Annotated in this window: 18 protein-coding genes; 14 read left to right on the top strand and 4 right to left on the bottom strand. The window is 35.1% G+C overall.

Annotation, left to right across the window (positions count from 1 at the left end; all coding sequences use genetic code 11):
* Positions 1-41: 41 nt before the first annotated feature.
* A complete protein-coding gene (locus BMW29_RS09650) occupies positions 42-1,388 on the top strand; it encodes a TrkH family potassium uptake protein (protein WP_092652884.1) in 1,347 nt (448 codons plus the stop codon).
* Positions 1,389-1,553: 165 nt separating this feature from the next.
* Here BMW29_RS09650 and BMW29_RS09645 read toward each other — a convergent pair whose 3' ends face one another.
* Complete coding sequence (locus tag BMW29_RS09645) at positions 1,554-1,940, bottom strand: hypothetical protein (protein ID WP_092652841.1); 387 nt, start codon at positions 1,938-1,940, stop codon at positions 1,554-1,556.
* 269 nt (positions 1,941-2,209) lie between these two features.
* On the opposite strand from BMW29_RS09645, the gene BMW29_RS09640 reads away from it, so the two are divergent.
* The 7 genes from BMW29_RS09640 to BMW29_RS09610 all read left to right on the top strand — a co-directional run bounded on the left by BMW29_RS09640 (position 2,210) and on the right by BMW29_RS09610 (position 11,949).
* Positions 2,210-2,830, top strand: coding sequence for an ECF transporter S component (locus tag BMW29_RS09640; RefSeq protein ID WP_092652839.1), 621 nt, complete (start codon positions 2,210-2,212; stop codon positions 2,828-2,830).
* Positions 2,831-3,008: 178 nt separating this feature from the next.
* Complete coding sequence (locus BMW29_RS09635) at positions 3,009-4,226, top strand: aminoacyltransferase (protein WP_092652837.1); 1,218 nt, start codon at positions 3,009-3,011, stop codon at positions 4,224-4,226.
* A 227-nt stretch (positions 4,227-4,453) separates the two neighbouring features.
* Positions 4,454-6,784: a cation-translocating P-type ATPase gene (locus BMW29_RS09630; RefSeq protein WP_092652835.1), complete on the top strand. Its 2,331-nt coding sequence runs from the start codon at positions 4,454-4,456 to the stop codon at positions 6,782-6,784.
* 196 nt (positions 6,785-6,980) lie between these two features.
* Positions 6,981-8,846 carry a heavy metal translocating P-type ATPase gene (locus tag BMW29_RS09625; RefSeq protein WP_092652833.1) on the top strand — a complete coding sequence of 622 codons (1,866 nt, stop codon included), beginning with the start codon at positions 6,981-6,983 and terminating at the stop codon, positions 8,844-8,846.
* Positions 8,847-8,932: 86 nt separating this feature from the next.
* Entirely contained in the window at positions 8,933-9,991 is a 1,059-nt protein-coding gene (gene rlmN, locus BMW29_RS09620; RefSeq protein ID WP_092652831.1) for a dual-specificity RNA methyltransferase RlmN, read from the top strand.
* A 146-nt stretch (positions 9,992-10,137) separates the two neighbouring features.
* On the top strand, positions 10,138-10,884 hold the full coding sequence (locus BMW29_RS09615; RefSeq protein WP_177165738.1) for an acyl-[acyl-carrier-protein] thioesterase: 747 nt from the start codon (positions 10,138-10,140) through the stop codon (positions 10,882-10,884).
* Positions 10,885-10,998: 114 nt separating this feature from the next.
* On the top strand, positions 10,999-11,949 hold the full coding sequence (locus BMW29_RS09610; protein ID WP_092652827.1) for an ROK family protein: 951 nt from the start codon (positions 10,999-11,001) through the stop codon (positions 11,947-11,949).
* A 34-nt stretch (positions 11,950-11,983) separates the two neighbouring features.
* On the opposite strand, the gene BMW29_RS09605 is transcribed toward BMW29_RS09610, so the two are convergent.
* Both BMW29_RS09605 and BMW29_RS09600 read right to left on the bottom strand, forming a co-directional pair.
* On the bottom strand, positions 11,984-13,153 hold the full coding sequence (locus BMW29_RS09605; RefSeq protein WP_092652825.1) for a nucleotide sugar dehydrogenase: 1,170 nt from the start codon (positions 13,151-13,153) through the stop codon (positions 11,984-11,986).
* Between the two features lie 44 nt (positions 13,154-13,197).
* Positions 13,198-14,685, bottom strand: a complete 1,488-nt coding sequence (locus tag BMW29_RS09600; protein ID WP_092652823.1) for a glycosyltransferase — start codon at positions 14,683-14,685, stop codon at positions 13,198-13,200.
* A gap of 537 nt (positions 14,686-15,222) precedes the next feature.
* Between BMW29_RS09600 and BMW29_RS09595 the strand changes: the two genes are divergently transcribed.
* On the top strand, positions 15,223-15,708 hold the full coding sequence (locus BMW29_RS09595; protein ID WP_092652821.1) for a PTS sugar transporter subunit IIA: 486 nt from the start codon (positions 15,223-15,225) through the stop codon (positions 15,706-15,708).
* A 223-nt stretch (positions 15,709-15,931) separates the two neighbouring features.
* Complete coding sequence (locus BMW29_RS09590; protein WP_092652819.1) at positions 15,932-16,414, top strand: transcriptional regulator, SarA/Rot family; 483 nt, start codon at positions 15,932-15,934, stop codon at positions 16,412-16,414.
* A gap of 68 nt (positions 16,415-16,482) precedes the next feature.
* Here BMW29_RS09590 and BMW29_RS09585 read toward each other — a convergent pair whose 3' ends face one another.
* A complete protein-coding gene (locus tag BMW29_RS09585) occupies positions 16,483-17,454 on the bottom strand; it encodes an asparaginase (RefSeq protein WP_092652817.1) in 972 nt (323 codons plus the stop codon).
* Between the two features lie 151 nt (positions 17,455-17,605).
* Here BMW29_RS09585 and BMW29_RS09580 point away from each other — a divergent pair, with 151 nt between their 5' ends.
* From BMW29_RS09580 to BMW29_RS09565, 4 genes are all read left to right on the top strand, one after another.
* Positions 17,606-18,001 (top strand): hypothetical protein, encoded by a 396-nt coding sequence (locus tag BMW29_RS09580; RefSeq protein ID WP_092652815.1) that lies wholly within the window; start codon positions 17,606-17,608, stop codon positions 17,999-18,001.
* Positions 18,002-18,023: 22 nt separating this feature from the next.
* A complete protein-coding gene (locus BMW29_RS09575) occupies positions 18,024-19,472 on the top strand; it encodes a DEAD/DEAH box helicase (protein ID WP_092652813.1) in 1,449 nt (482 codons plus the stop codon).
* Between the two features lie 31 nt (positions 19,473-19,503).
* Positions 19,504-19,908: a hypothetical protein gene (locus tag BMW29_RS09570; protein WP_092652811.1), complete on the top strand. Its 405-nt coding sequence runs from the start codon at positions 19,504-19,506 to the stop codon at positions 19,906-19,908.
* Positions 19,909-20,259: 351 nt separating this feature from the next.
* A complete protein-coding gene (locus tag BMW29_RS09565) occupies positions 20,260-21,249 on the top strand; it encodes an NAD(P)-dependent oxidoreductase (RefSeq protein ID WP_092652809.1) in 990 nt (329 codons plus the stop codon).
* The last annotated feature ends 13 nt before the right edge of the window (positions 21,250-21,262 follow it).

Here is a 21,262-nt window from a genome sequence, read left to right as displayed (position 1 = left end):
CTGTGTCATTTCATCCTGAACGAAATGACCCTGATAGTGAGATGTTAAAAAGAAAAAAAGTAGGTTTTGCATTTAAACCGGTTCAAATTTTAACGATTGGTTTTTTAATGATTATCTTTTTTGGAGGCACCTTATTAAGCTTGCCAATTTCCTCTGCAAATGGGACCTCAACACCGTTTATTGATGCGGTCTTTACGGCAACATCAGCAGTTTGTGTAACAGGCCTAACAACTGTTAACACTGCAGCCCATTGGAGTTTATTTGGTAAGACCTTGATTATGATGTTAATTGAAGTTGGTGGGTTAGGGTTTATGTCGCTTACAGTCTTAGCCTTTCTTGTTTCACGGAAAAAAATCAATATGCGGACACGAATGGTGATGCAGGAAGCGATGAATGCAGATAGCTCATCTGGGATTTTAAAGCGCGTGATTTATATGGTAAAGTTTTCGCTTTTCTTCCAATTTGCAGGTGCAGTTTTAATGATGTTTACCTTTATTCCTCAGTATGGGGTAGGTAAAGGGATTTATTATGGCATCTTCCATGCAGTTTCCGCCTTTTGTAATGCGGGCTTTGATTTATTTGGAGATAGCCTGGTTCCTTATCAGCAAAATCCATTTATTTTGATGGTGATTAGTGCATTGATTATCAGTGGTGGGCTTGGTTTTATTGTCTGGATGGATATTTATCCATTTAGCAAAAAACGTAAGTCCTTGCATACCGCTTTGGTTTTACGTGTCACTGCGGTCCTATTAATTGGTGGTGCCATCATTTTCTTTTTAACAGATATGAATGAAGGCTTAAAAGGAATGAGTTTTTCTGATAAGCTCTTTAATTCGATTTTTGCAGCTGTTACACCTAGAACAGCAGGTTTTTACTCAGTCGACTATACAACCGTTTCTGTTGCAGGAATTGTTTTGACAATGGTTTTAATGTTTATTGGTGGCTCACCTGGTTCAACTGCAGGTGGTTTGAAAACAACAACCTTAGGCTTAATGGTACTGAAAATTCGTTGTATTTTTAAAGGACGAAAAGATACAGAGTTTCATGAGCGTCGTGTCAGTAATGAAGTTGTAGAAAGAGCCTTTGCCTTATTCTTTTTGGCAGCAGGTTTGGTCATTGTCTCGACAATGGTTTTAAGTATTACAGAGAAGATTCCTGAAGGCTTTGGGATTGAATACCTGCTATTTGAAGTAATCTCAGCCTTTGGTACAGTTGGCTCAACCTTAGGCCTAACACCTCATATGACAGTATTAGGCAAGATTTTATGTGCAGTATTAATGTTTATTGGTAGAGTAGGCACCTTTACAATTTTCTTTGCTTTAATTAAAAAAGGCGATAAGGATTCAGTGAAGTTGCGTTACCCTCAGGAAAATATTATGACGGGATGATTTAGGCATAAAAATAGGCTAAAATAAAACTAAGCAACAAGTGAGTAGCAATCAGCAGCTATTAACTTCATTTTGTGAAAACGAATAAAAAGGTTGAAGTTTTTTGCTTCAACCTTTCTTTGATATATAAGGATTACTGAAAGCCTTGTTTCATCAAAGGTTGATTTAGTGATGAAGCTCTACATGCTGGTCGCTATAGACATCATATAGGCCAGCGGTTCCAGTTCCGCCATTTTCAACATAGGATTTAACAATAACACGTATTTGGTAAGACTGCCCATCTGGATTGAGACCAATAACGCCATAAGTAAGATCTGGACTGTGATTTAGTTCAGCGCTAAGGTATTCAATTGCCTGTTCAGCAGTAAAGTCTAGCTGTTGTGATGTGATTTCTTCTGAAGAAGCTTGATTTTCTTGTGCATCAGTTACGGATTTATTATTTTCAGAAGCTTGCTCTTGGTCTGTCTTGTTTTTCTCATTGCTTGTTGCACAGCCGCCTAAAAGTAGTAGGCTTAACATGAACAATGGTAAAAGTCTGTTCAATTTTTTCATTTTACTGCTCCTTATTTGATTGCTATAACATGAGCCTACCTCTTTTGAACAAGTTTTACAATATCATCAGACGAATAGACAGCTAAGAATCCTTTCTCATTTTTTAGTGATAAAGCTTTCAATTTTAAATAAACTGTTTTATGATAATTGAGGTACAATCAGCTAGTTAAGTAGCGAAAGATTGATTTATTGTCAAAAAAAGTCTAAAATAATAGCAATTATTGATTAAAATAATCACAATGATACAAATAATAGTAAGGAGCTTCTCTATGAAAAAAACGAAAGAATTTACATTGACAGCGATGTTTTTAGCGTTAATGATTTTACTAGCGGTTACTCCATTAGGGTTTATTCCACTTGGACCGATTAATGCAACCACAATGCATATTCCAGTCATTATTGCTTCTATTGTTCTGGGACCAAAAATTGGTGCTGGCTTAGGGAGTATTTTTGGTTTGATTAGCTTAATCCGAGCAACCACAATGCCTACCGTTCTGTCCTTTGTTTTTTCTCCTTTTATTCCTGTGATAGGCACAAGTCAAGGGAGCTTAAAATCATTGTTGATTGTATTTATTCCAAGAATTTTAATTGGTGTGGTTCCTTATTTTGTTTTTATCGGTTTAAAGAAAGTGATGAAAAATCGTCGACAATCTATTTCACTTTTTATCGCAGGATTAGCTGGCTCATTAGTGAATACCATTTTAGTCATGAATATGATTTATTTTTTATTCTCAGCATCTTATGCAGATGTCATTGGCAAAAGCGGTTCAGCAGTTTATGGTGCAATTATTGCTGTGATTGCCACCTCTGGTATTCCAGAAGCGGTCATTGCGGGATTGGCGACAGCTGGGGTTTGCGCTGTGCTGCTCCGACTGACAAATAAAAAATGAATTAATCATCAGAATAATAGATTGACCGTAATGTCTTTTTGAGAATAGAAATTCCATGCTATGATATCGCTTTTATTTGTTTTTTTTATGAAAAATCAATAAAAGATGACTATCCTAATGAAGTGAATTATGGTATTGTACTAGTAGGGAATTATGATGAGAGGGGAGCTTTTTTAGTATGTACACGTTTAAAGTAGGGATTGATCCCAAGGAACACGATGATTTTGTGAAAAGTAATCCATTATGTAATTTATTGCAATCATCATCTTGGGCAAAGGTTAAATATAATTGGGAGTCTGAAATTGTAGGGGTCTATCAAGACGGACAATTAGTTGCTTCTAGTTTAGTCTTAATCAAACTTTTACCACTTAAATTTACAATGTTTTATACACCAAGAGGACCAGTAATGGACTATAAAAATCGTGAATTAGTTGAATTTTTTATGAAAAATCTCAAAAAATTTGCGAAAACAAAACATTGCTTGTTTATTAAATCGGATCCATCAATCCATTACAACGACTACAAAGTAACTGAACAAAATGATGATCATTACGATGTAACAGAAGAAATGGACAATATTGCCTACGCTGGTGGTAAGCATAAAAGCTTTGCTACAAATATTTCAGAAAATATTCAGCCACGCTATCAAGCGAATGTATATAAGAGTGAGACCTTTGAAGAAGACTTGCCAAGACATACAAGACGCTTACTAAAAGATGCACAAAAAAGAGGCGTACATGTTTCTGTAACGGGTGCAGAAAGACTAGATGAATTTAGCGATGTGGTAGAATTAACAGAAGAAAGAAAAGGTGTAAATCTTCGGAATCGTGAATACTTCAAGCATCTGATGGAGACTTATGGCGATGATGCTTTTCTGTTTTTAGGTGAAGTAAATCTTGATGATAAATTAAATGAATTCACTGCAGACTTAGAGGCAATTGAAAAAGAAATTGCTGAAACACCAGAAAATGCGCGTAAAAAATTAAATCGCTTAAATGATCAAAAGAAATCTGTTAGCAAATATATTCAAGAATTCACAGCTTTTAAAGAAACCTATCCAACCAATGTTGTGATTGCAGGTGTATTGTCGATTAAATTTGGAAATACAATGGAAATGCTTTATGCTGGAATGAATGATGATTTTAAAAAATTCTATCCTCAATATATGATTTATGTTGAAAACATGAATTTTGCTTTTGACCGTGGGTGTGAATGGTGTAATATGGGTGGTGTTCAAGGGGATTTAAATGATGGTTTAACCAAATTTAAATCAAACTTCAACCCTATGATTAATGAATTTATTGGAGAATTCGATTTTCCTGTAAATAAATTATTATATGGATTAAGCGAATGGGCTTATGCACTTCGTAAAAAACGACGTAGCAATACGGAATAATAAAAAGCTGAGATAAAACGAATAAAAGTTTATCTCAGCTTTTTTTATAAACTTTTATTAAAAATGTCCATTCACTGAGCCTTTTTATAAAAAAATATGATAATATTAACTTTAAATGATTGTATACATAAGCTTTCTAAAATTAAAAACTCATCCTATAGACGGATGTTAGAATCTGGTTATATCAGTACAATAAAAAGAGAGAAGTGTACAGGGAGGTTGGCTAGATGAGGATTAGCGGATTAACAAAAGAAGAAGTGGCAATAAAGATGGAAAAGGGCGAAACAAACAAACCGCTAAAACCATTAACAAGAAGCCTCAAACGAATTTTTTATGATAATATTTTTACCCTTTTTAATATGATTAATGTTGTGATTGCTTGTTTTATTATTTATACAGGTAGTTATAAAAACCTCGTATTTCTTGGTGTCATTTTAACCAATATTTTTATTGGTATTGTGCAAGAGATTCGTGCAAAGAAGAATATTGATCGCTTATCGATTTTAAGTCAATTAAAATTAACAGTCATCAGACAAGGCGAAAAAGAAAAAGTAACACCTGAACAAATTGTTCAAAATGATGTTTTATATGTCACTTCAGGAGAGCAATTGTGTGTGGATGGTCATGTGTTAGAGACGACTGGTTTAGAGGTAGATGAATCTCAACTTACAGGGGAAGCGGATCCTGTTTTTAAGTACAAAGGAGATCAAGTGCTTTCAGGAAGTTATATTGTGAGCGGGAATGCCTATCTTGAGGCCACAGCTATTGGTGAAGAAAGCTATGCAGCTAAGCTTTCAATGGAAGTGAAACGGGATAAGAAAATCAATAGTGAATTATTAGAGATGTTACAAAAAATTATCCGTGTGCTTAGCTTTGCAATTTTCCCAATTGGTATTTTACTGTTCGTCTCTAATCATTTACAGCATGTACCCATCAATCAATCCATTTTAGGGAGTTCAGCAGCCATTATTGGCATTATTCCTGAAGGCTTGATGCTGATTACTTCGATTGCTTTAGCAGTGGGAATTGTTCATTTAAGTCGTAAAAAAGTGTTAGTGAAACGAATGGGCTCAATTGAAACATTAGCAAGAGTTGATGTCTTATGCTTAGATAAAACCGGTACGATTACAGATGGTCATTTAAAAGTGCTTGGTACAATCCTAGAAAATGGTGTAGATGAAGAACAAATGGAAGCTGTGATGGGAGCAGCACTTCATAGTTTAGCTGATAATAATCCAACCAGCTTGGCGCTTAGTAAATATTTTGCGACGCCACCTCTTTGGCAAGCAGATCACGTTGTACCATTCTCTTCGGCAAGAAAATGGAGTGGGGTACATTATCAAGAAGCAGGTTCAATTGTTTTTGGGGCGCCTGAGTATGTATTGCCAAATCTAACGGATGTGCAACAAGAAAAGATTGCCATCCATAAACAAGAAGGTGTTCGAGTACTTGCAGTAGCACAATCGAAGGATAATTTCCCGGGAAATTATTTACCTAGTGAACTAGAATTGTTAGGATTTATCCTATTAAAGGATACTTTGCGCTCAGAAGCTGTTCAAACGCTAGCTTATTTTAAGGAACAAGATGTTTCTATTCGTGTGATTTCAGGAGATGATCCTCAAACCGTTTCACATATTGCTCTTCAAGCAGGTGTGGAAAATGCTGAGCGATTTATCGATATGAGTCAACTTGCTCTTGATGCAGATTTAACTGAGATTGTTGCATACTATCGTGTTTTTGGTCGAGTGAGTCCTGAACAAAAGAAATACCTCATTCAAGCCTTGAAAAAAGAAGGTCATACTGTTGGGATGACTGGTGATGGGGTTAATGATATTTTAGCTTTGCGCGAAGCAGATTGTAGCATTGCAATGGCAAGTGGTAGTGATGCAGCAAAAAGTGTTTCTGATTTTGTTTTATTAGATTCTAATTTTGATGGCATGGTTGGGGTTGTTATGGAGGGAAGACGTGTTGTCAATAATATTCAACGTGTTGCTTCACTCTATTTAACAAAAACCGTATACTCTGCGATTTTAGCTGTCTTATTTATCTTTATTAACAGTCCGTATCCATTTCAGTTAATCCAATTAACACCGATTACAGCTTTGACTGTTGGCATTCCTTCCTTCTTTTTGGCTCTTAGACCAAACTATGAACGGATTAAAGGTAATTTCTTGAAGAATGTAATGAAGCCTGCTTTATCTGCAGGAGTTTTAGTTGTATTGATGATTCTGATTATTACTTTTATTGGTAAATATTTAGGTTTCACTTATGAGCAGATTTCCACTTTAAGTGTGCTACTAACGGGTAGTATTTGTCTTGTCTCATTAGTAACTGTGTCTTATCCATTGAATGCGATTATTCGTGGGATGCTAGCAGCTATGATGATTTGTTTTTATAGTATTTTTGTCTTTTTCCAAGGGATATTCTCCTTAGCATCTCTTTGGGACTGGCAAATGCTACTTGTAGCAATCCCGTTGCTTGTCGTTGCATTGCCACTTTATTTTTGGATGAGAAAATTATCTGATAAATTGATGCATATGCAAGAAAAAGCAAGCTAATTATTTCCTGGGAAATCATAGGGGATCTAAGTCTTATTAATAATTATTGTAAATAAGGTTTAGTCATGATATACTACAAGAGAAGTATCAGACAAACTAAATAGAAATCTTTCAAAAAAATCTGTTTTCGGGTAACCGGAAGCAGATTTTCGTGCGTTTAGGGTCATGATAACGATTCTCATTTAGGAGGGGTAAGATGAATATTAAAAAAATGAAAGCTTTCATACCAACGATTATCTGTGGTTTATTGATTCTCATTGGTTGGCAATTGGGAGTACATCAGTATGAAGGATTCTCAGCAATTGTTTTTGTGATAGCCTTTATCATTGGTGGATTTAATCAAGCAAAGGAAGGTATTTTAGACACGATAGAACATAAAAAGTTAAATGTGGAATTATTGATGATTCTATCAGGAATTGGGGCTTCAATCATTGGTTATTGGTTTGAAGGTGCTGTTTTGATTTTTATTTTTTCTTTAAGTGGTGCATTAGAAGAATATACAACGGATAAAAGTAAAAATGAGATTTCTAAATTAATGGCACTACAGCCTGAAACAGCTTTACTGAAATTAGCAGATGGTGGCACAAAAGAAGTCAGCGTTGAAAGTTTAAATGTGGGAGATTTACTATTAGTCAGACCAGGAGAAAAGGTACCCATTGATGGTGTCATTTCAATTGGGAATACAACAATTGATGAAGCTGCAATTAGTGGTGAGCCGATACCCCTTGAAAAAACAGTGGGAGATCAAATTTATGGCGGAACGATCAATTTAAGTAGTGGCGTTACAATGGCTGTCAGTCATACAAGTGACCAAACCTTATTTAGCAATATCGTACGTTTAGTTGAGCAAGCACAGAGCTTACCATCTAAAACAGCTACTTTAATTTCTAAATTTGAAAATACTTATGTAAAATGTGTGCTGATTTTTGTTGCATTTATGATGTTTCTCCCTCATTTTTTATTGGGGTGGGATTGGAATGAAACTTTTTATCGCGCAATGGTCTTATTGATTGTCGCATCACCATGTGCTTTGGTAGCCGCGGTGACACCTGCTACATTAGCAGCCATTTCATTTGGTGCTAAAAATGGTATTTTATTTAAAGGTGGTCTTCATTTAGAAAATTTATATGGCATTAAAGGAATCGCTTTTGATAAAACAGGGACATTAACACAAGGGCAGCCTAAAGTAACAGATTTTCTAATTTCTGATGGGCTAGCAAAAGAGGAATTGATTCAAGCGATTGTGTCCATTGAAGGTCAATCTGTTCATCCTTTAGCAAAAGCCATTGTCAATCATTTTCCTGTAAGGGATTTAAGCCAAGAAGAGGCTGTCATTCAAGATGTTCCAGGTTGGGGTGTCGAAGCAACTTATCTTGGAAGTAATTGGAAAATTGGGAAAGCCGCATGGTTTGAAGAGCAGGCGGTACAGCAGTTCTACTACGATGAAGCAGAAGGCTTTTCAAACGAAGGGAAGACAATGGTTTATATTGGTTGTGATGGGAAGATTGTAGGGATTTTAGCCTTAAAGGATATCGTGCGTGAAGAGGCAAAAAATATGATTGCTGCATTAAATCAAAGAAGGATAGCGACGATTATGGTCACTGGAGATCATGAAACAACTGCTCAGGTTATCGGAAAAGAATTAGGCTTGAAAAGAGTGATTGCTGATTGCTTACCAGAAAATAAAGTGGATGCAGTTGTAGCTTTAGAAAAAGAATATGGACAGGTTGCAATGGTTGGAGACGGCATTAATGATGCTCCAGCACTTGCGAATGCAACAGTAGGGATTGCAATGGGACAAGGAACAGATATTGCCATGGAGGCTGCAGATATTGTCCTGATTAAAAGTGATTTAGCAAAAGTCGTAACAGCTTATGATTTGTCACAACGGTTACATCGTGTTGTTTGGCAAAATATTATCTTTGCTATTGCTGTCATTATTTGTTTAATCACAGCCAACCTTTTTCAATTTGTGAATCTCCCATTAGGAGTTGTAGGTCATGAAGGAAGCACCATTTTGGTTATTTTGAATGGCTTGCGCTTATTGTATATTAAAAAATAGTTTTTTTGTCACAAAAGGTTGCGCCTTGTACTAAATATAGGTATGATAAAGAAACTGAAATGAATAATGAAAAGAGGTTCATGAATATGAACAAGCCCTCCATTTATGGATTAACAAATGATGCTTTAACTGAATGGTTTTTAGCGAATGGACAGAAAAAATTTCGTGCAACACAGGTCTGGGATTGGTTGTATGTCAAAAGAATTCATGCTTTTTCTGAAATGTCGAATATTGCCAAAGATTGTATCGCTTTATTAGAAGAAAATTTTGTTTTACAGCCCTTGGAACAGAAAATTGTTCAGGAATCAGCTGATGGCACGATTAAGTATTTATTTGAATTGTATGATGGTAACTTAATTGAAACGGTTTTGATGCGTCATGAGTATGGTCTATCCGTTTGTGTGACCACACAAGTTGGTTGTAATATTGGTTGTACATTCTGCGCAAGTGGCCTATTGAAAAAACAAAGAGATTTATCAGCTGGAGAAATTGTTTCTCAAATTATGCAAGTACAGCATTATCTAGATGAAAAAGATGAAGGTGATCGTGTTAGCCATATTGTTGTGATGGGGATTGGAGAGCCTTTTGATAACTATGATCATGTGATGTCTTTCCTTAAAATTGTGAATCATGCAAAAGGTCTTGCGATTGGTGCACGTCATATCACGGTTTCAACAAGTGGATTGGCACCGAAAATCAAGGAATTTGCTGAAAATGGCTTACAAGTCAATCTAGCTATTTCGCTGCATGCACCTAATAATGAGATTCGTACAAGTATCATGCGGATTAATCGTAGCTTCCCGATTGAAAAATTAATGGAAGCAGTTGATTATTACCTTGAGAAAACCAATCGTCGGATTACATTTGAATATATTATGTTGCGCGGTGTGAATGACCAGAAAGAGCAAGCACTTGAATTAGCTGCTTTACTGGCTAATAAACGCCATTTGGCTTATGTCAATTTAATTCCTTATAATTCAGTTTCTGAGCATGATCAGTATAGTCGTAGTAAAAAAGCGGATGTACAGGCTTTTCATGATACATTAAAGAAAAAAGGAATTAATAGTGTGATTAGAAAAGAACAAGGTAGCGATATTGATGCCGCTTGTGGACAATTACGCAGTAAACAGATGAAAAAGGATTAGAAATCCAATAGAAACCTTCGAAAAGTAAACTTTTTCGGAGGTTTTTCTGTTGTTATTTTGTTTGTTTTTAATAAAAAATAGTGATTAATTGGAAAAATATGATAACCTATAAGTATGGAAAAGGTAAGAAAGGAAGTGCCAGTATAATGTCTGGAGTAATGTTTCAAGAAAATTGTGTGATTAACTATTATGAATGTGATACGACTGGACATTTAAGTGCACCAATGCTATTAAATATTTTATTAAATGTTTCAGGAAGTCAATGCACAGAATTAGGAGTGGGGGAAGATTTTACGCATCAGCTAGGCGTTGCATGGGTTGTGATTCAGTATGAAATTCATTTTGATAGAATCCCACAAGTAAATGAAGAAATTACCATACAAACAACACCGTTAAGCTATAATAAATATTTCAGTTATCGCAATTTCGAAGGCTTTGATCTGGCAGGAAATCGTTTATTTACAGTAGCTAGTTCATTTGTTTTAATGGATTTACATGCACGAAAGATGGTGCCAATCAAGGAAGAAATTGTTGCACCATTTGGCATTTTAAAAGAAAATAAAATGGTTCGGATGACTAAGCCTGAAAAACTAACTGAGTTGGTAACAGAAAAGAAATTTCAAGTTCGTTATTTAGATATTGATGCAAACCAGCATGTGAATAACTCTAAATATTTAGATTGGGCATTAGATGTCTTAGATTTTGATTTCTTAAACAGCCATGATATGATTTATTGCAATGTAAAGTATGATAAAGAAGTTGAATATGGGCAAATTGTTGAAAGCAAAGTGTCATCTGTTGTCAATGAAGAGGGTACAATCAAAACCATTCATCAAATTAAAAATGGGGAGCATACAGCCTGTGAACTGACAATTGAATGGAAGCAAAAGTAAAGAGCCTGTTTGGGCTCTTTTTTAGTGCGTCTGATAAAGCAAGGTGAGGGAATGAAGTGTTCTATTTGAAAATATGTTATGATAATAAAAAAGGACTGAAAGCGGGGGAATATCATGGCAATTTTTACAATAGATATTGGTGGTTCTGCGATTAAATATGGGGTTTGGGCTGATGGTGAATTAAAAGAGAAGGATCAATTTCCAACACCTTTAACTCGGAAACCGTTTTTAGAGCAATTAGCAGCCATTAAAACAAATTTTGAAAAGACATATGAGCTAGAAGGATTAGCTATTAGTACCACAGGGGATGTTGATACAGAGACAAATACATTAAATGGTACAAGTACAGTGCCATTTTTGCATACTTCACCACCAATTAAAGAAGCTTTGAAGGATACACTGAATTTAAAGCTAGCAATGGAAAATGATGCCAATTGCGCTGGTTTAGCAGAGATGACTTATGGTGTTGGTCAGGGAGCAAAGAATCCTATCTTTATGATTATTGGTACAGGTGTTGGTTTAGCAATTATTGAAGATGGAAAATTAACGCATAATCAAGGCTTTAAATTAGATGAAATGGATAAAACCATTGCAGAAGCTGTTGCGAGATTCCGGTCAATTGGCGCATCAGCTGTTTTTATGGGGCGTAGAGTTTCGTTGAAAAAGTTTAAAATGCCTTCAGAAATTGAAGGGAAAGATGTCTTTGAAATGGCTAAAAATGGGGATGAAGTAGCACAAAAAGAAGTTGATTTATTATATGAAAACATTGCACAAATCGCTCTGCACTTACAAAGTGCTTTCCATCCAGAATTTATTGGTGTAGGTGGCGGAGCCAGTAATAATCCTGATTATATTCAGGGAATCAATGATGGCATGAAGCGAGTTTTGGAAAAAGATCACCAGATTATGAGCTGGCTACAGGATTTGTTTTCTCCTAATGAAACCAATAAAGATGAATTACCTATTATAAAAAGCTGTCGTTTCAAGAATGATGCCAATTTAATTGGTGCTGTGATTCATTATCAAAAAAAATATGGTGAACAAGAAAAAATTGATACTAAATAATGAGTATCAATTTTTTTTCGTTGTCAGACAATGATTAGTCTCTTTTAAAAATATCTCTTGTATAAACCTTGCTTTTCACATCAGTCAATTCTTCTTTATAGCGATTGGCAATAATCAAATCTGATTTTTCTTTAAATACATCAAGATCCATTATGATGCTGGCTTGTTGGAATGTCTCTTCTGCTAGTGTTGGTTCAAAGATAATGACCTCGATGTTTTTAGCTTGAATTTTTTTCATAATATCTAAAACCGAAGAATACCTAAAATTATCAGAATCAGTTTTCATAGTTAAGTGATAAAAACCAACAACTTTTGGTTTTTTATCAATAATTTGTTGGGCAATAAAATCTTTACGAGTAGTGTTTGCCTCCACAATCGCATCAATAATATTATTTGGTACCTCTTCATAATCTGCTCGTAATTGTTTGGTATCTTTTGGTAAGCAATAGCCACCATACCCAAATGAAGGGTTATTATAGTGTGAACCAATTCGTGGGTCTAAGCCGACACCTTCAATGATTTGTTGGCTATTTAAGCCCTGGGTCTCTGCATAAGTGTCGAGTTCATTAAAGTAAGCAACACGCAAAGCTAAGTATGTATTCGAAAATAACTTGATTGCTTCAGCTTCAGTTGCATCAGTTAGTAAAATAGCCGCATTTTGCTCAGCAGTGTTTGCAAGGAAAATATTAGCTAATTCTTGACCACGCTCAGAGCGTTCTCCAACAATAATTCTAGAAGGATATAAATTGTCATACAATGCTCGTCCTTCACGTAAAAATTCAGGACAGAAAATAATGTTCTCCGTTTGTAGCTTTTTCTTCAGCGCTTCAGTATAGCCAGTAGGCACAGTGGATTTAATCACAAAAATAGCATTTGGACGAATCTCAAGGGCTTGCTGAATGACTTGTTCAATAGTGGTCGTATCAAAATATTTCTTTTGCTCATCATAATCAGTTGGTGTTGCAATAATCAGATAGTCACCAAACAAAACAGTTTCTTCAAAGTCTGTTGTAAACTGCACCTGGTTTGCTTTTTCCTTTAGAAATTGTGAAATTTCCTTGTCTTCTAATGGAGAGATTCCTTTATTTAACTGATTGATTTTGTCTTCAATAATATCATACGCTTTTACTTCCTGGTTTTGCCCAAGAAGTAAAGCGTTCGCTAGGCCTACATAACCAAGCCCAAATATGGAAAATTTTTTCATTGTCATTCCTACCTTATACTAAATTCATTTACATCTCATCATCATTAATCAGGATGCTTAAAGCTGAATACATTTTCTGATATTCTTTTTGATTGAGTAGGCGCAATGCTGACTTCTACGTTTTTTCTAGTGCCCCAATTGGCTACTTTCCATACTGTCAGTAGTCCATAAATCTGCAATATTTGGCAAATTAATAAGTTTAATAAAGTGGAGAAAGGCGAGAAAATAAGATAAGACAGAATTTGCCTTTTTTTACTCATATCGTTTCGATCAAAAGTCAGCGTTCTTAAATTTCTAATATAGCTCAATGCAATCACATAAAGATAAATCACAATTGGGAATTCCATTTGCAGGATTGGATAATAGATGTAAATAGCAACGAAAATTGGGGTGTAGGCCCCAGTAGAGATATAGTGGCTTAATTGAATCCACCATGCCATTTTCCTTGGACTTTGATGTTTAAGAAACCAGACACCGCCCCACCAAAAGCTTCTCCACCATCTACTACGCTGTCTTAGTAAATGACTTAGTTTCGTTGGGTTTAAGGTATAACCAATTGAAGTCTCTTGATAAACAGTACTCCCCATTAAAGAGGCATACTGAGTGAGCATCCGGTCATCTCCAAATTTTGCTCGTTGATTAAAGACAATTTGAGAAAGATAATGCTCTAAATAATTGTAGACAACTTCGCTACGATAAAAGGCTAAACAACCATGGTTTACCCCCACTGCTTTCCATCGAGAATAAGCTGAGCGGCCATTAGAAAAGGCAGATACAAATGAAACACCGACACTACGAGTTAGGAAATTATCTTTATTGTTGTAGTCCATTAAGGCGCCACCAACAGACATGATTTGCTCATCAAAGAATGGATAGAGTCCTTCTGCCACTGCATCCTCATTTAAAATGGTGTCACTATCAATCGTAATAAAGATATCAACCTTACCTTCTAATTCTCTAAAGGCAACAGCTTGCGCTTCTCTTTTACCAGCGTTCGCTTTATAAACATAGCTTGCCTGTCCCGCATAATCTTTCTTCCATTCGTTAAAAAGGTCTTCACATTTATTTTCAGGTAAAGAGCCGTCTTCGACAATGTATATGTAATCTGGTAAACAAGTCTGTGTAGAGAGGCTTGCTAAAACTTGTTTAAAGATTGTCTTGTCTTCATTAAAAACAGGTATAACAATGGCTGTCCGAAATTGAGCAAGATCTTTTTGTTCAGGTTTAACATAAACTGGATTAAAATAGGAGGAAATTGTTAAAAACAGGTTCCAGGAGAAAGAAATAATAATTGCTGGAATCGTCCATTCTAGTACGGTTTTTAAAGACATAAAGTGATAGGATGCAACTAAGAAGAAGCTAAATAGACAGCCTATTAATGTGATTTTATGCCAAATTGTCCTTTTATATGTAACCTTTGATTCATTTTTCATCTGTTGTTTTCTTTTTTCCTTTTTTCCACCTGATAAGCTGATGACTAGTGCAATCAATATCATACTTATTATGTAGAGAACTGTGATTAACCAATACAAATAGATCACCTCTTTAATTTTATTTTCCTATAAAAAGGTCTCTCTGAGCTGTTCGCATGGATAGAAGATTTTACCTTAATATAAGAATAGAATGAGATATTTTGTTATTTATTAGTGCTATTTCTTCCTCATAGATAAATAGAGGAGAGTCTGTTTATTTTTTCTTATGAATCTTATTTTTAAGTGTCTTTTATAGTAATTCTGTTTATAGAAAAGGATAATCAGATATCTTTGCTCTATGAACGTTCTATTGAATTATAATAAAAAAAGCATGTGTAGTCAATGCTTTTATCTGGTTTTATAAAACTGACGCGCTTCTGAAATTGTTTGATGGAAATAGTTGTTTGCCATTGATTCAAAAAGAAATAAATACTAATTTAACCATTAATGAAATCTTAATAAGAGTGGTAAAGTAGTTAGCATTGGTTTATAATAAGGAAAATAAACAATTGATAGCGGTATCAAAAAAGTAATAAATACATTGTTGTTAAAAGATGTATAGATAAAAATTTAAGAATGAATGGACAGGTGATTGAAATGTTTTCACTATTTGGTAAGAAAAAGAAAGAAGCAACTTTAGCATCACCAGCAAATGGAGAGTTGGTATTACTTGAAACAGTATCAGATCCAGTTTTTGCACAAAAAGTGATGGGAGACGGTTATGCAGTGATTCCAGCTGATGGAAATATTGTGATGCCAGCCGATGGTACAGTGACCAGTATTTTTCCAACCAAACATGCAATTGGTTTATTACTAGAAAATGGTTTAGAATTATTGGTGCACATGGGTGTTGAAACGGTTGCTCTAAAAGGGGCACCATTTGAAATTTTTGTAGAAGAAAATCAAAAAGTTAAAGCAGGGGATGCTCTTGCTAAAATGGATTTAGAACTTTTAGCAAAAGAAGAGAAGGACCATACCATTATGCTGATTTTAACCAATGGTGATGAAGTCGCAAGCTTTGAAGTAAATGCACCAGGCACAGTATCAGCAGGTGAAGAGATTGGAAAAGCAGTCAAAAAATAAAAAGCGATTTTTATACTTTTATTGGATTGTTTTCACTGAATTTTCATTTTGTTTTCCTATAATAGAATCAGTCATTCATTATTTTCCTATTCATAATAGCAAGCTTAAGAGAACTTACATATATTAGCTTTAGAAGAAAGTACATGATCATATTCAATGAGGTATGAGATGTCATGATTCAAAAGAAATATATTGCTATTAGTCTAAAAAATGGGGGAAAAGAATGGCGACAAACGAAGAATCGATGACAAAATTAGCATTATTTCAAAAACAACAAAATATTTTCCGCATAGCCAAAGCTTTTTGGTTTTCTGTGGAACAAGATTGGCATCAGCAGTTGAAAGATTTTGATTTAACAATTAATGAATATATGATTTTAGTCGTTTTATTTGAAGAAAATCATTTAACGATTTCTGAAATTGCAGCACAAGGATTTATGCATATTTCAACAGCAATGAATCTTTGTCGTAGAATGGCACAGAAAGAGCTACTTTTTTTAGAAAAAAATGAACATGATAAACGGATTACGGTAGTAGAGCTAAAAGAGAAAGGTCGAAAATTGGTTGAACAGGTTCATCAAGAATTAGATTTTTCAGAAGCTGTGATTGAAAAAAGCACGAAAAAAATTGAGCATATGATTGGCATTCAACCAACATTTAATGATTTAAGAAGTGTCATTCGTGATGTCTATGGTAAAAAATTCTAGTCTGAAATAAAAGCACACTTTACTGAATTCTAAGTTTAGAATCAATAAAGCGTGCTTTTTATTCGGCTTTAATCCGCAAAAAATTGTTTAATGATGGTTAAATCAGTGGTTTGCGAAAGTGCAACAAGTAATTTAATTCGTGCCTTCTGTCCATTTAAACCATTGGTAAAAATAACACCCATTTCCTGAAGCTGCTTACCGCCGCCTTCATAGTCATAAGCATCTTGTGCAATCCCATTAAAACATCTTGAAACTAAGACAATCGGAATCTTTTTAGCAATCAAATTCTGAATGCCTGGTAACGTCGCAGGTGGTAGATTTCCAGCACCTAAAGCTTCAATCACCAGCCCATCCATCTTTGTTTCAGCTAAGGCATGAAAGATGGTGCTATCCATTCCAGCATAAGCCTTGACCAATTGCACATCATGCAAAATAGCTGTCATCGGATGCTTTTCCAAGGTAATGAGTTCTTGGAAAAAAAGCACTTTGTTTTTAGCAATAATGCCGATTGGGCCAAAAGTAGGTGTTCTAAATGTTGCAACATTGGTTGTATGCGTTTTAGTCACATAACGCGCGGTATGAATTTCATCATTCATCACAACCAATACCCCTTTATCCTTTGCAACATCACTTGCAGCCACATGAATTGCACTTTGAAAATTATATAAACCATCTGCACCAATCTCATTACTAGAGCGCATTGCTCCTGTGAGTACAATTGGAATAGATACATCTGTTGTAATATCTAAAAAATAAGCTGTTTCTTCAAGTGTATCTGTGCCATGTGTAATGACAACACCATCAATTTGCTCCATTTTTACGCCTTGTTCAATCCGTTCCTTTAGTAACAGCATATCTTTAGCTGTAATATGTGGAGAAGGAATTTGAAAAATATCTTCTACAATTAAATCAACATTGTCTTTAAACATAGCAGAAAAGGCGAGCAAAGGATTGGTTGCATTTGGCATGACTTTCCCCGTTTCTTTATCTTCGCTCATTGCAATTGTTCCACCTGTGTGGAGAATGAGTATCCGTTTCATTGAAAAACCCCCTTTTAAAATCAGTCGCTGTTTATTTTAACATAGAATAGGCCTATTTTTGCTAGTGAAATTTTGAATTCTTGCAATTCCGCTATTTTTCTTGGATAATGAATAGGTAAACGATAAAAGATGCTACAAGGAGGAAAAATTGTTGCAAAATGTACATGATAACTTAATATATCAATGTGTGATGGATTTAGAAAATCAAAGTATTTGTTTACGCACACGCTCATACTCTAGGTTGAATGATGGAAAAACCTATGATAAGATTGATATCTTATTTGACGCTGTATTATGTCATCAGTTAGAAGACTTTGGGTTACAAAATGTATTGTTTGATATTGAGTCTTATCCTTTTTCAGAATTTGAAGAGGATCATCCCGAGTGGGAAATAGATGGATCAATTGTAAAGTGGCATGAAGCGATGTTTTTAGAACCATATACTAAAGATTATCAGTACTATAGTATCGACTCCTCTTTCAATTTAGATGGCTTTATCATAGCTAAAAAAATGATGGTAACGGTAGTCGAAAAAGATTTAACCTAATAAATAAAAGAATGAGGCAATAATGGATAAAAATAATTTTAACACGTATGAATTAAGTGATGTGATTGTAAGAGCCATTTCAGATTTAGGCTATCAAACACCAACCGCAGTCCAACAAGCAGTGATTCCAGCTGTTTTAAATGGACAAGATGTTTTGGTACAATCTCAAACAGGAAGTGGAAAAACAGCGAGCTTTGGGATTCCGCTCTGTGAAAAAGTTGAATGGGCTGAAAATAAGCCACAAGTTCTTGTGTTAGAGCCAACCAGAGAGTTAGCGCAGCAAGTACAAGAAGATTTAATTAACATCGGTCGTTATAAAAGAGTGAAAGCCACTGCAGTGTATGGAAAATCTTCCTTTATCAAGCAGAAATCCGAGCTAAAACAAAAAAGTCATATGGTAGTTGGTACGCCAGGACGTGTGTTAGATCATATTGAAAAAGGAACCTTCCCACTAGAAAAGCTGGAGTATTTAGTGATTGATGAAGCAGATGAAATGTTAAATATGGGCTTTATAGATCAAGTAGAAGCCATTATTGAAGCCTTGCCAGAAGCGAAAACAACCTTATTATTTTCAGCGACGATACCAGAAACCATTGAACGCATGAGTGAGTTTTACCTGAAAGATCCTACTGTAGTCAAAATTGAAGCAACAGAGAAAACAACACCTAAAATTCAGCATGCTTATTTAGAAGTGACAGAAGAAGAGAAGTTAGCAGCTTTAGAAGCGGTAACCATTGTGGAAAATCCTGATACTTGTATTATCTTTTGTAATACACAAGGGAAAGTCAATGATACCTATCAGTTTTTAGCGAAGAAAGGGTATCCTGCTGATAAATTGCATGGTGGTATGGTGCAGGAAGATCGTTTTGATGTTATGGATGACTTTAGAAAAGGGAAGTTTCGTTATTTGGTTGCAACTGATGTGGCAGCTAGAGGGATTGATATTGAAAATATTACCCATGTGATTAATGTCGATGTGCCTTTTGAAAAAGAAAATTATATTCACCGTGTCGGACGAACTGGCCGTGCTGGTCGAGAAGGTTTCGCTTTAACTTTTGTGACAGCTAAAGAGGACGCGCTAAGAAAAGAAATTGAAGCTTATGGTGAATTAGCTATGACTCGTATTGCGCTACCAAATGCCAAACTAGTGAGTCGTAGTAAACCAGCTTTTGAGAAAAAAATTGCGACCAAACCCAAGCAAAAGCCACAAAAAAATAAACGCTTGAATGAAGAAATTACCAAGCTTTATTTTAATGGTGGAAAGAAAAAGAAAATCAGAGCAGTAGATTTTGTTGGTACGCTATCCAATATTGCTGGAATAAATGCTGAGGATATTGGGATTATTACTATTCAAGAGAATGTCAGCTATGTCGATATCTTAAATGGCAAAGGTCAGATTGTCTTACAAGCAATGAAGGGTCGAACCATTAAAGGGAAACAATTAAAAGTGCATATTGCGAAGAAAAAATAATGAACAACCAGAGAAAGGCAGGGATTAAGAGATGAGCTTTGATTTAGTGCTTTTTGACAATGAAAAAGAGTTTAGCAATGAAGAGGAATTTATGGAATGGTATGAGGCATTTACGAAATGGGATGCAGGACTTGATTATAATGTAGTGGCAAATCTATCTAATAAACGAATGATCGCTTTTTTTGAAGAATTGATTCAATCTTATCCGCCTTTAGATGGCCCATTAAGCCCGAGCGATGAATTGTTAGATGAGCAACCGGATTTAGAAGATAAGCTGACAAGTTATTCAATAGGAACAGATATGATTTATAGTGCATTTGCATGGAGTGAAGCAGATGAAGCTTATTCGCTTGTTAAAAAATTAGCACACAAACATCGTGTCGGATTCTTTAATTGTAGTGCGTCAACGTTTGAAATAGAGAAAAATTTACCTTAAAGAAGGGAGGCTGAGACAAAAGGCGTTAAGGTTTGAGAAATTGGAGCAAAAGACGAACAATACGCTTTTTGTATTGGTTGGATTTTGTGAAATTTCCGAAGAACCTGCCTTTTGGCCACCGTTTATAGAAGCAATAGACGTGGTTGGGATAAAAATTTTGAGTTTTGTCCCAACCACAATTTAATGAAATCATAAAAAAGTAGATGAGAAAGTATTTTTCCTAATCTACTTTTTTTCTGTGTTAAAGCACAATAAAACCGGCTTTAAAACGTATATGTGTACAATTCCTTTTCACTCCTATTCCTTATAAAATAAAGGGAGTAACCATTTATTTTATAAGGAGGGAACAGAATGAAAATCGTGATTTCTGATTATCCAGATTCAATGATGCCAACTCATGACGAAGAAAAAGCCATTTTAGAGAAGGGCTTAAGCCAATGTGAAGTAGTTGTCTATCCCTATCATGACGAAAAAAGAAATGAATTTTATCAAGTCATTCAAGATGCAGATGCGATTCTAACAGCGTTTACTAAGATTGATGAAGAGGCAATGGATCATGCACCAAATCTTAAAGTCATTTCTATTAATGCAACAGGTTATGATAATGTCGATTTAGCAGCAGCAAACAAGCGTGGAATTGGTGTTTGTCCAGTGGGTGAATATGCCACAATTGATGTAGCTGAGTATACAATATCAATGATTTTAGCATTAGTTAAAAATTTTAAACCTTATTTTCAAGACATTGATTTACACCATAATTGGCGTTATGATGCAGTCGCGCCAAACAAAAGAATAGAAGAGATGACATTAGGTATTTTTGGCCTTGGAAAAATAGGGAAAGCCGTTGCGAGTAGAAGTAAGGCGCTTGGCATGAAGGTTATTGCATATGATCCTTATCTTTCAGCAGAAGAGGGTGCAGACTATGGAGTAGAGATGGTCAATCCAGAAACTATTTTTTCAACAGCAGATGTTATCACTAATCATGCCAATTTAAATGAAAGCAATCAAGGCTATTTCAATTTAGAGAAGTTTAAAAAAATGCAACAAAAGCCTTATTTTATTAATATGGGACGTGGTGCAAGTGTGGTGGAATCTGATTTAGTCTTAGCACTTAAAAATCATTATCTCAAAGGCGCAGGGTTAGATGTGTTAGCTGATGAGACACCTGATTTAGCTCACCATCCTTTAGTTGGGTTGCCTAATGTCATCATTACTCCCCATGCAGCTTTTTATTCAGCTACAGCATTAAAAAAACTACAGCAAATTTCAGCAGAAAATATTGTTTATTATTTAACTGGAGAAAGAGATAAAGTTTTTAAACTTGTGAATGGAAGAGACTAAAATATATTAGCAA

The sequence above is a fragment of the Isobaculum melis genome (genome assembly GCF_900111355.1).
GTDB lineage: Bacteria > Bacillota > Bacilli > Lactobacillales > Carnobacteriaceae > Isobaculum > Isobaculum melis.
The sequence above is the reverse complement of the archived record's forward strand: the minus strand, read 5'-3'. Positions and strand labels throughout refer to the sequence as shown.

Coding starts and splice junctions, on each gene's coding strand:
- BMW29_RS09650 (WP_092652884.1), top strand. CDS start 42: ATGTTAAAAAGAAAAAAAGTAGGTTTTGCATTTAAACCGGTTCAAATT.
- BMW29_RS09645 (WP_092652841.1), bottom strand. CDS start 1,940: ATGAAAAAATTGAACAGACTTTTACCATTGTTCATGTTAAGCCTACTA.
- BMW29_RS09640 (WP_092652839.1), top strand. CDS start 2,210: ATGAAAAAAACGAAAGAATTTACATTGACAGCGATGTTTTTAGCGTTA.
- BMW29_RS09635 (WP_092652837.1), top strand. CDS start 3,009: ATGTACACGTTTAAAGTAGGGATTGATCCCAAGGAACACGATGATTTT.
- BMW29_RS09630 (WP_092652835.1), top strand. CDS start 4,454: ATGAGGATTAGCGGATTAACAAAAGAAGAAGTGGCAATAAAGATGGAA.
- BMW29_RS09625 (WP_092652833.1), top strand. CDS start 6,981: ATGAATATTAAAAAAATGAAAGCTTTCATACCAACGATTATCTGTGGT.
- rlmN (WP_092652831.1), top strand. CDS start 8,933: ATGAACAAGCCCTCCATTTATGGATTAACAAATGATGCTTTAACTGAA.
- BMW29_RS09615 (WP_177165738.1), top strand. CDS start 10,138: ATGTCTGGAGTAATGTTTCAAGAAAATTGTGTGATTAACTATTATGAA.
- BMW29_RS09610 (WP_092652827.1), top strand. CDS start 10,999: ATGGCAATTTTTACAATAGATATTGGTGGTTCTGCGATTAAATATGGG.
- BMW29_RS09605 (WP_092652825.1), bottom strand. CDS start 13,153: ATGAAAAAATTTTCCATATTTGGGCTTGGTTATGTAGGCCTAGCGAAC.
- BMW29_RS09595 (WP_092652821.1), top strand. CDS start 15,223: ATGTTTTCACTATTTGGTAAGAAAAAGAAAGAAGCAACTTTAGCATCA.
- BMW29_RS09590 (WP_092652819.1), top strand. CDS start 15,932: ATGGCGACAAACGAAGAATCGATGACAAAATTAGCATTATTTCAAAAA.
- BMW29_RS09585 (WP_092652817.1), bottom strand. CDS start 17,454: ATGAAACGGATACTCATTCTCCACACAGGTGGAACAATTGCAATGAGC.
- BMW29_RS09575 (WP_092652813.1), top strand. CDS start 18,024: ATGGATAAAAATAATTTTAACACGTATGAATTAAGTGATGTGATTGTA.
- BMW29_RS09570 (WP_092652811.1), top strand. CDS start 19,504: ATGAGCTTTGATTTAGTGCTTTTTGACAATGAAAAAGAGTTTAGCAAT.
- BMW29_RS09565 (WP_092652809.1), top strand. CDS start 20,260: ATGAAAATCGTGATTTCTGATTATCCAGATTCAATGATGCCAACTCAT.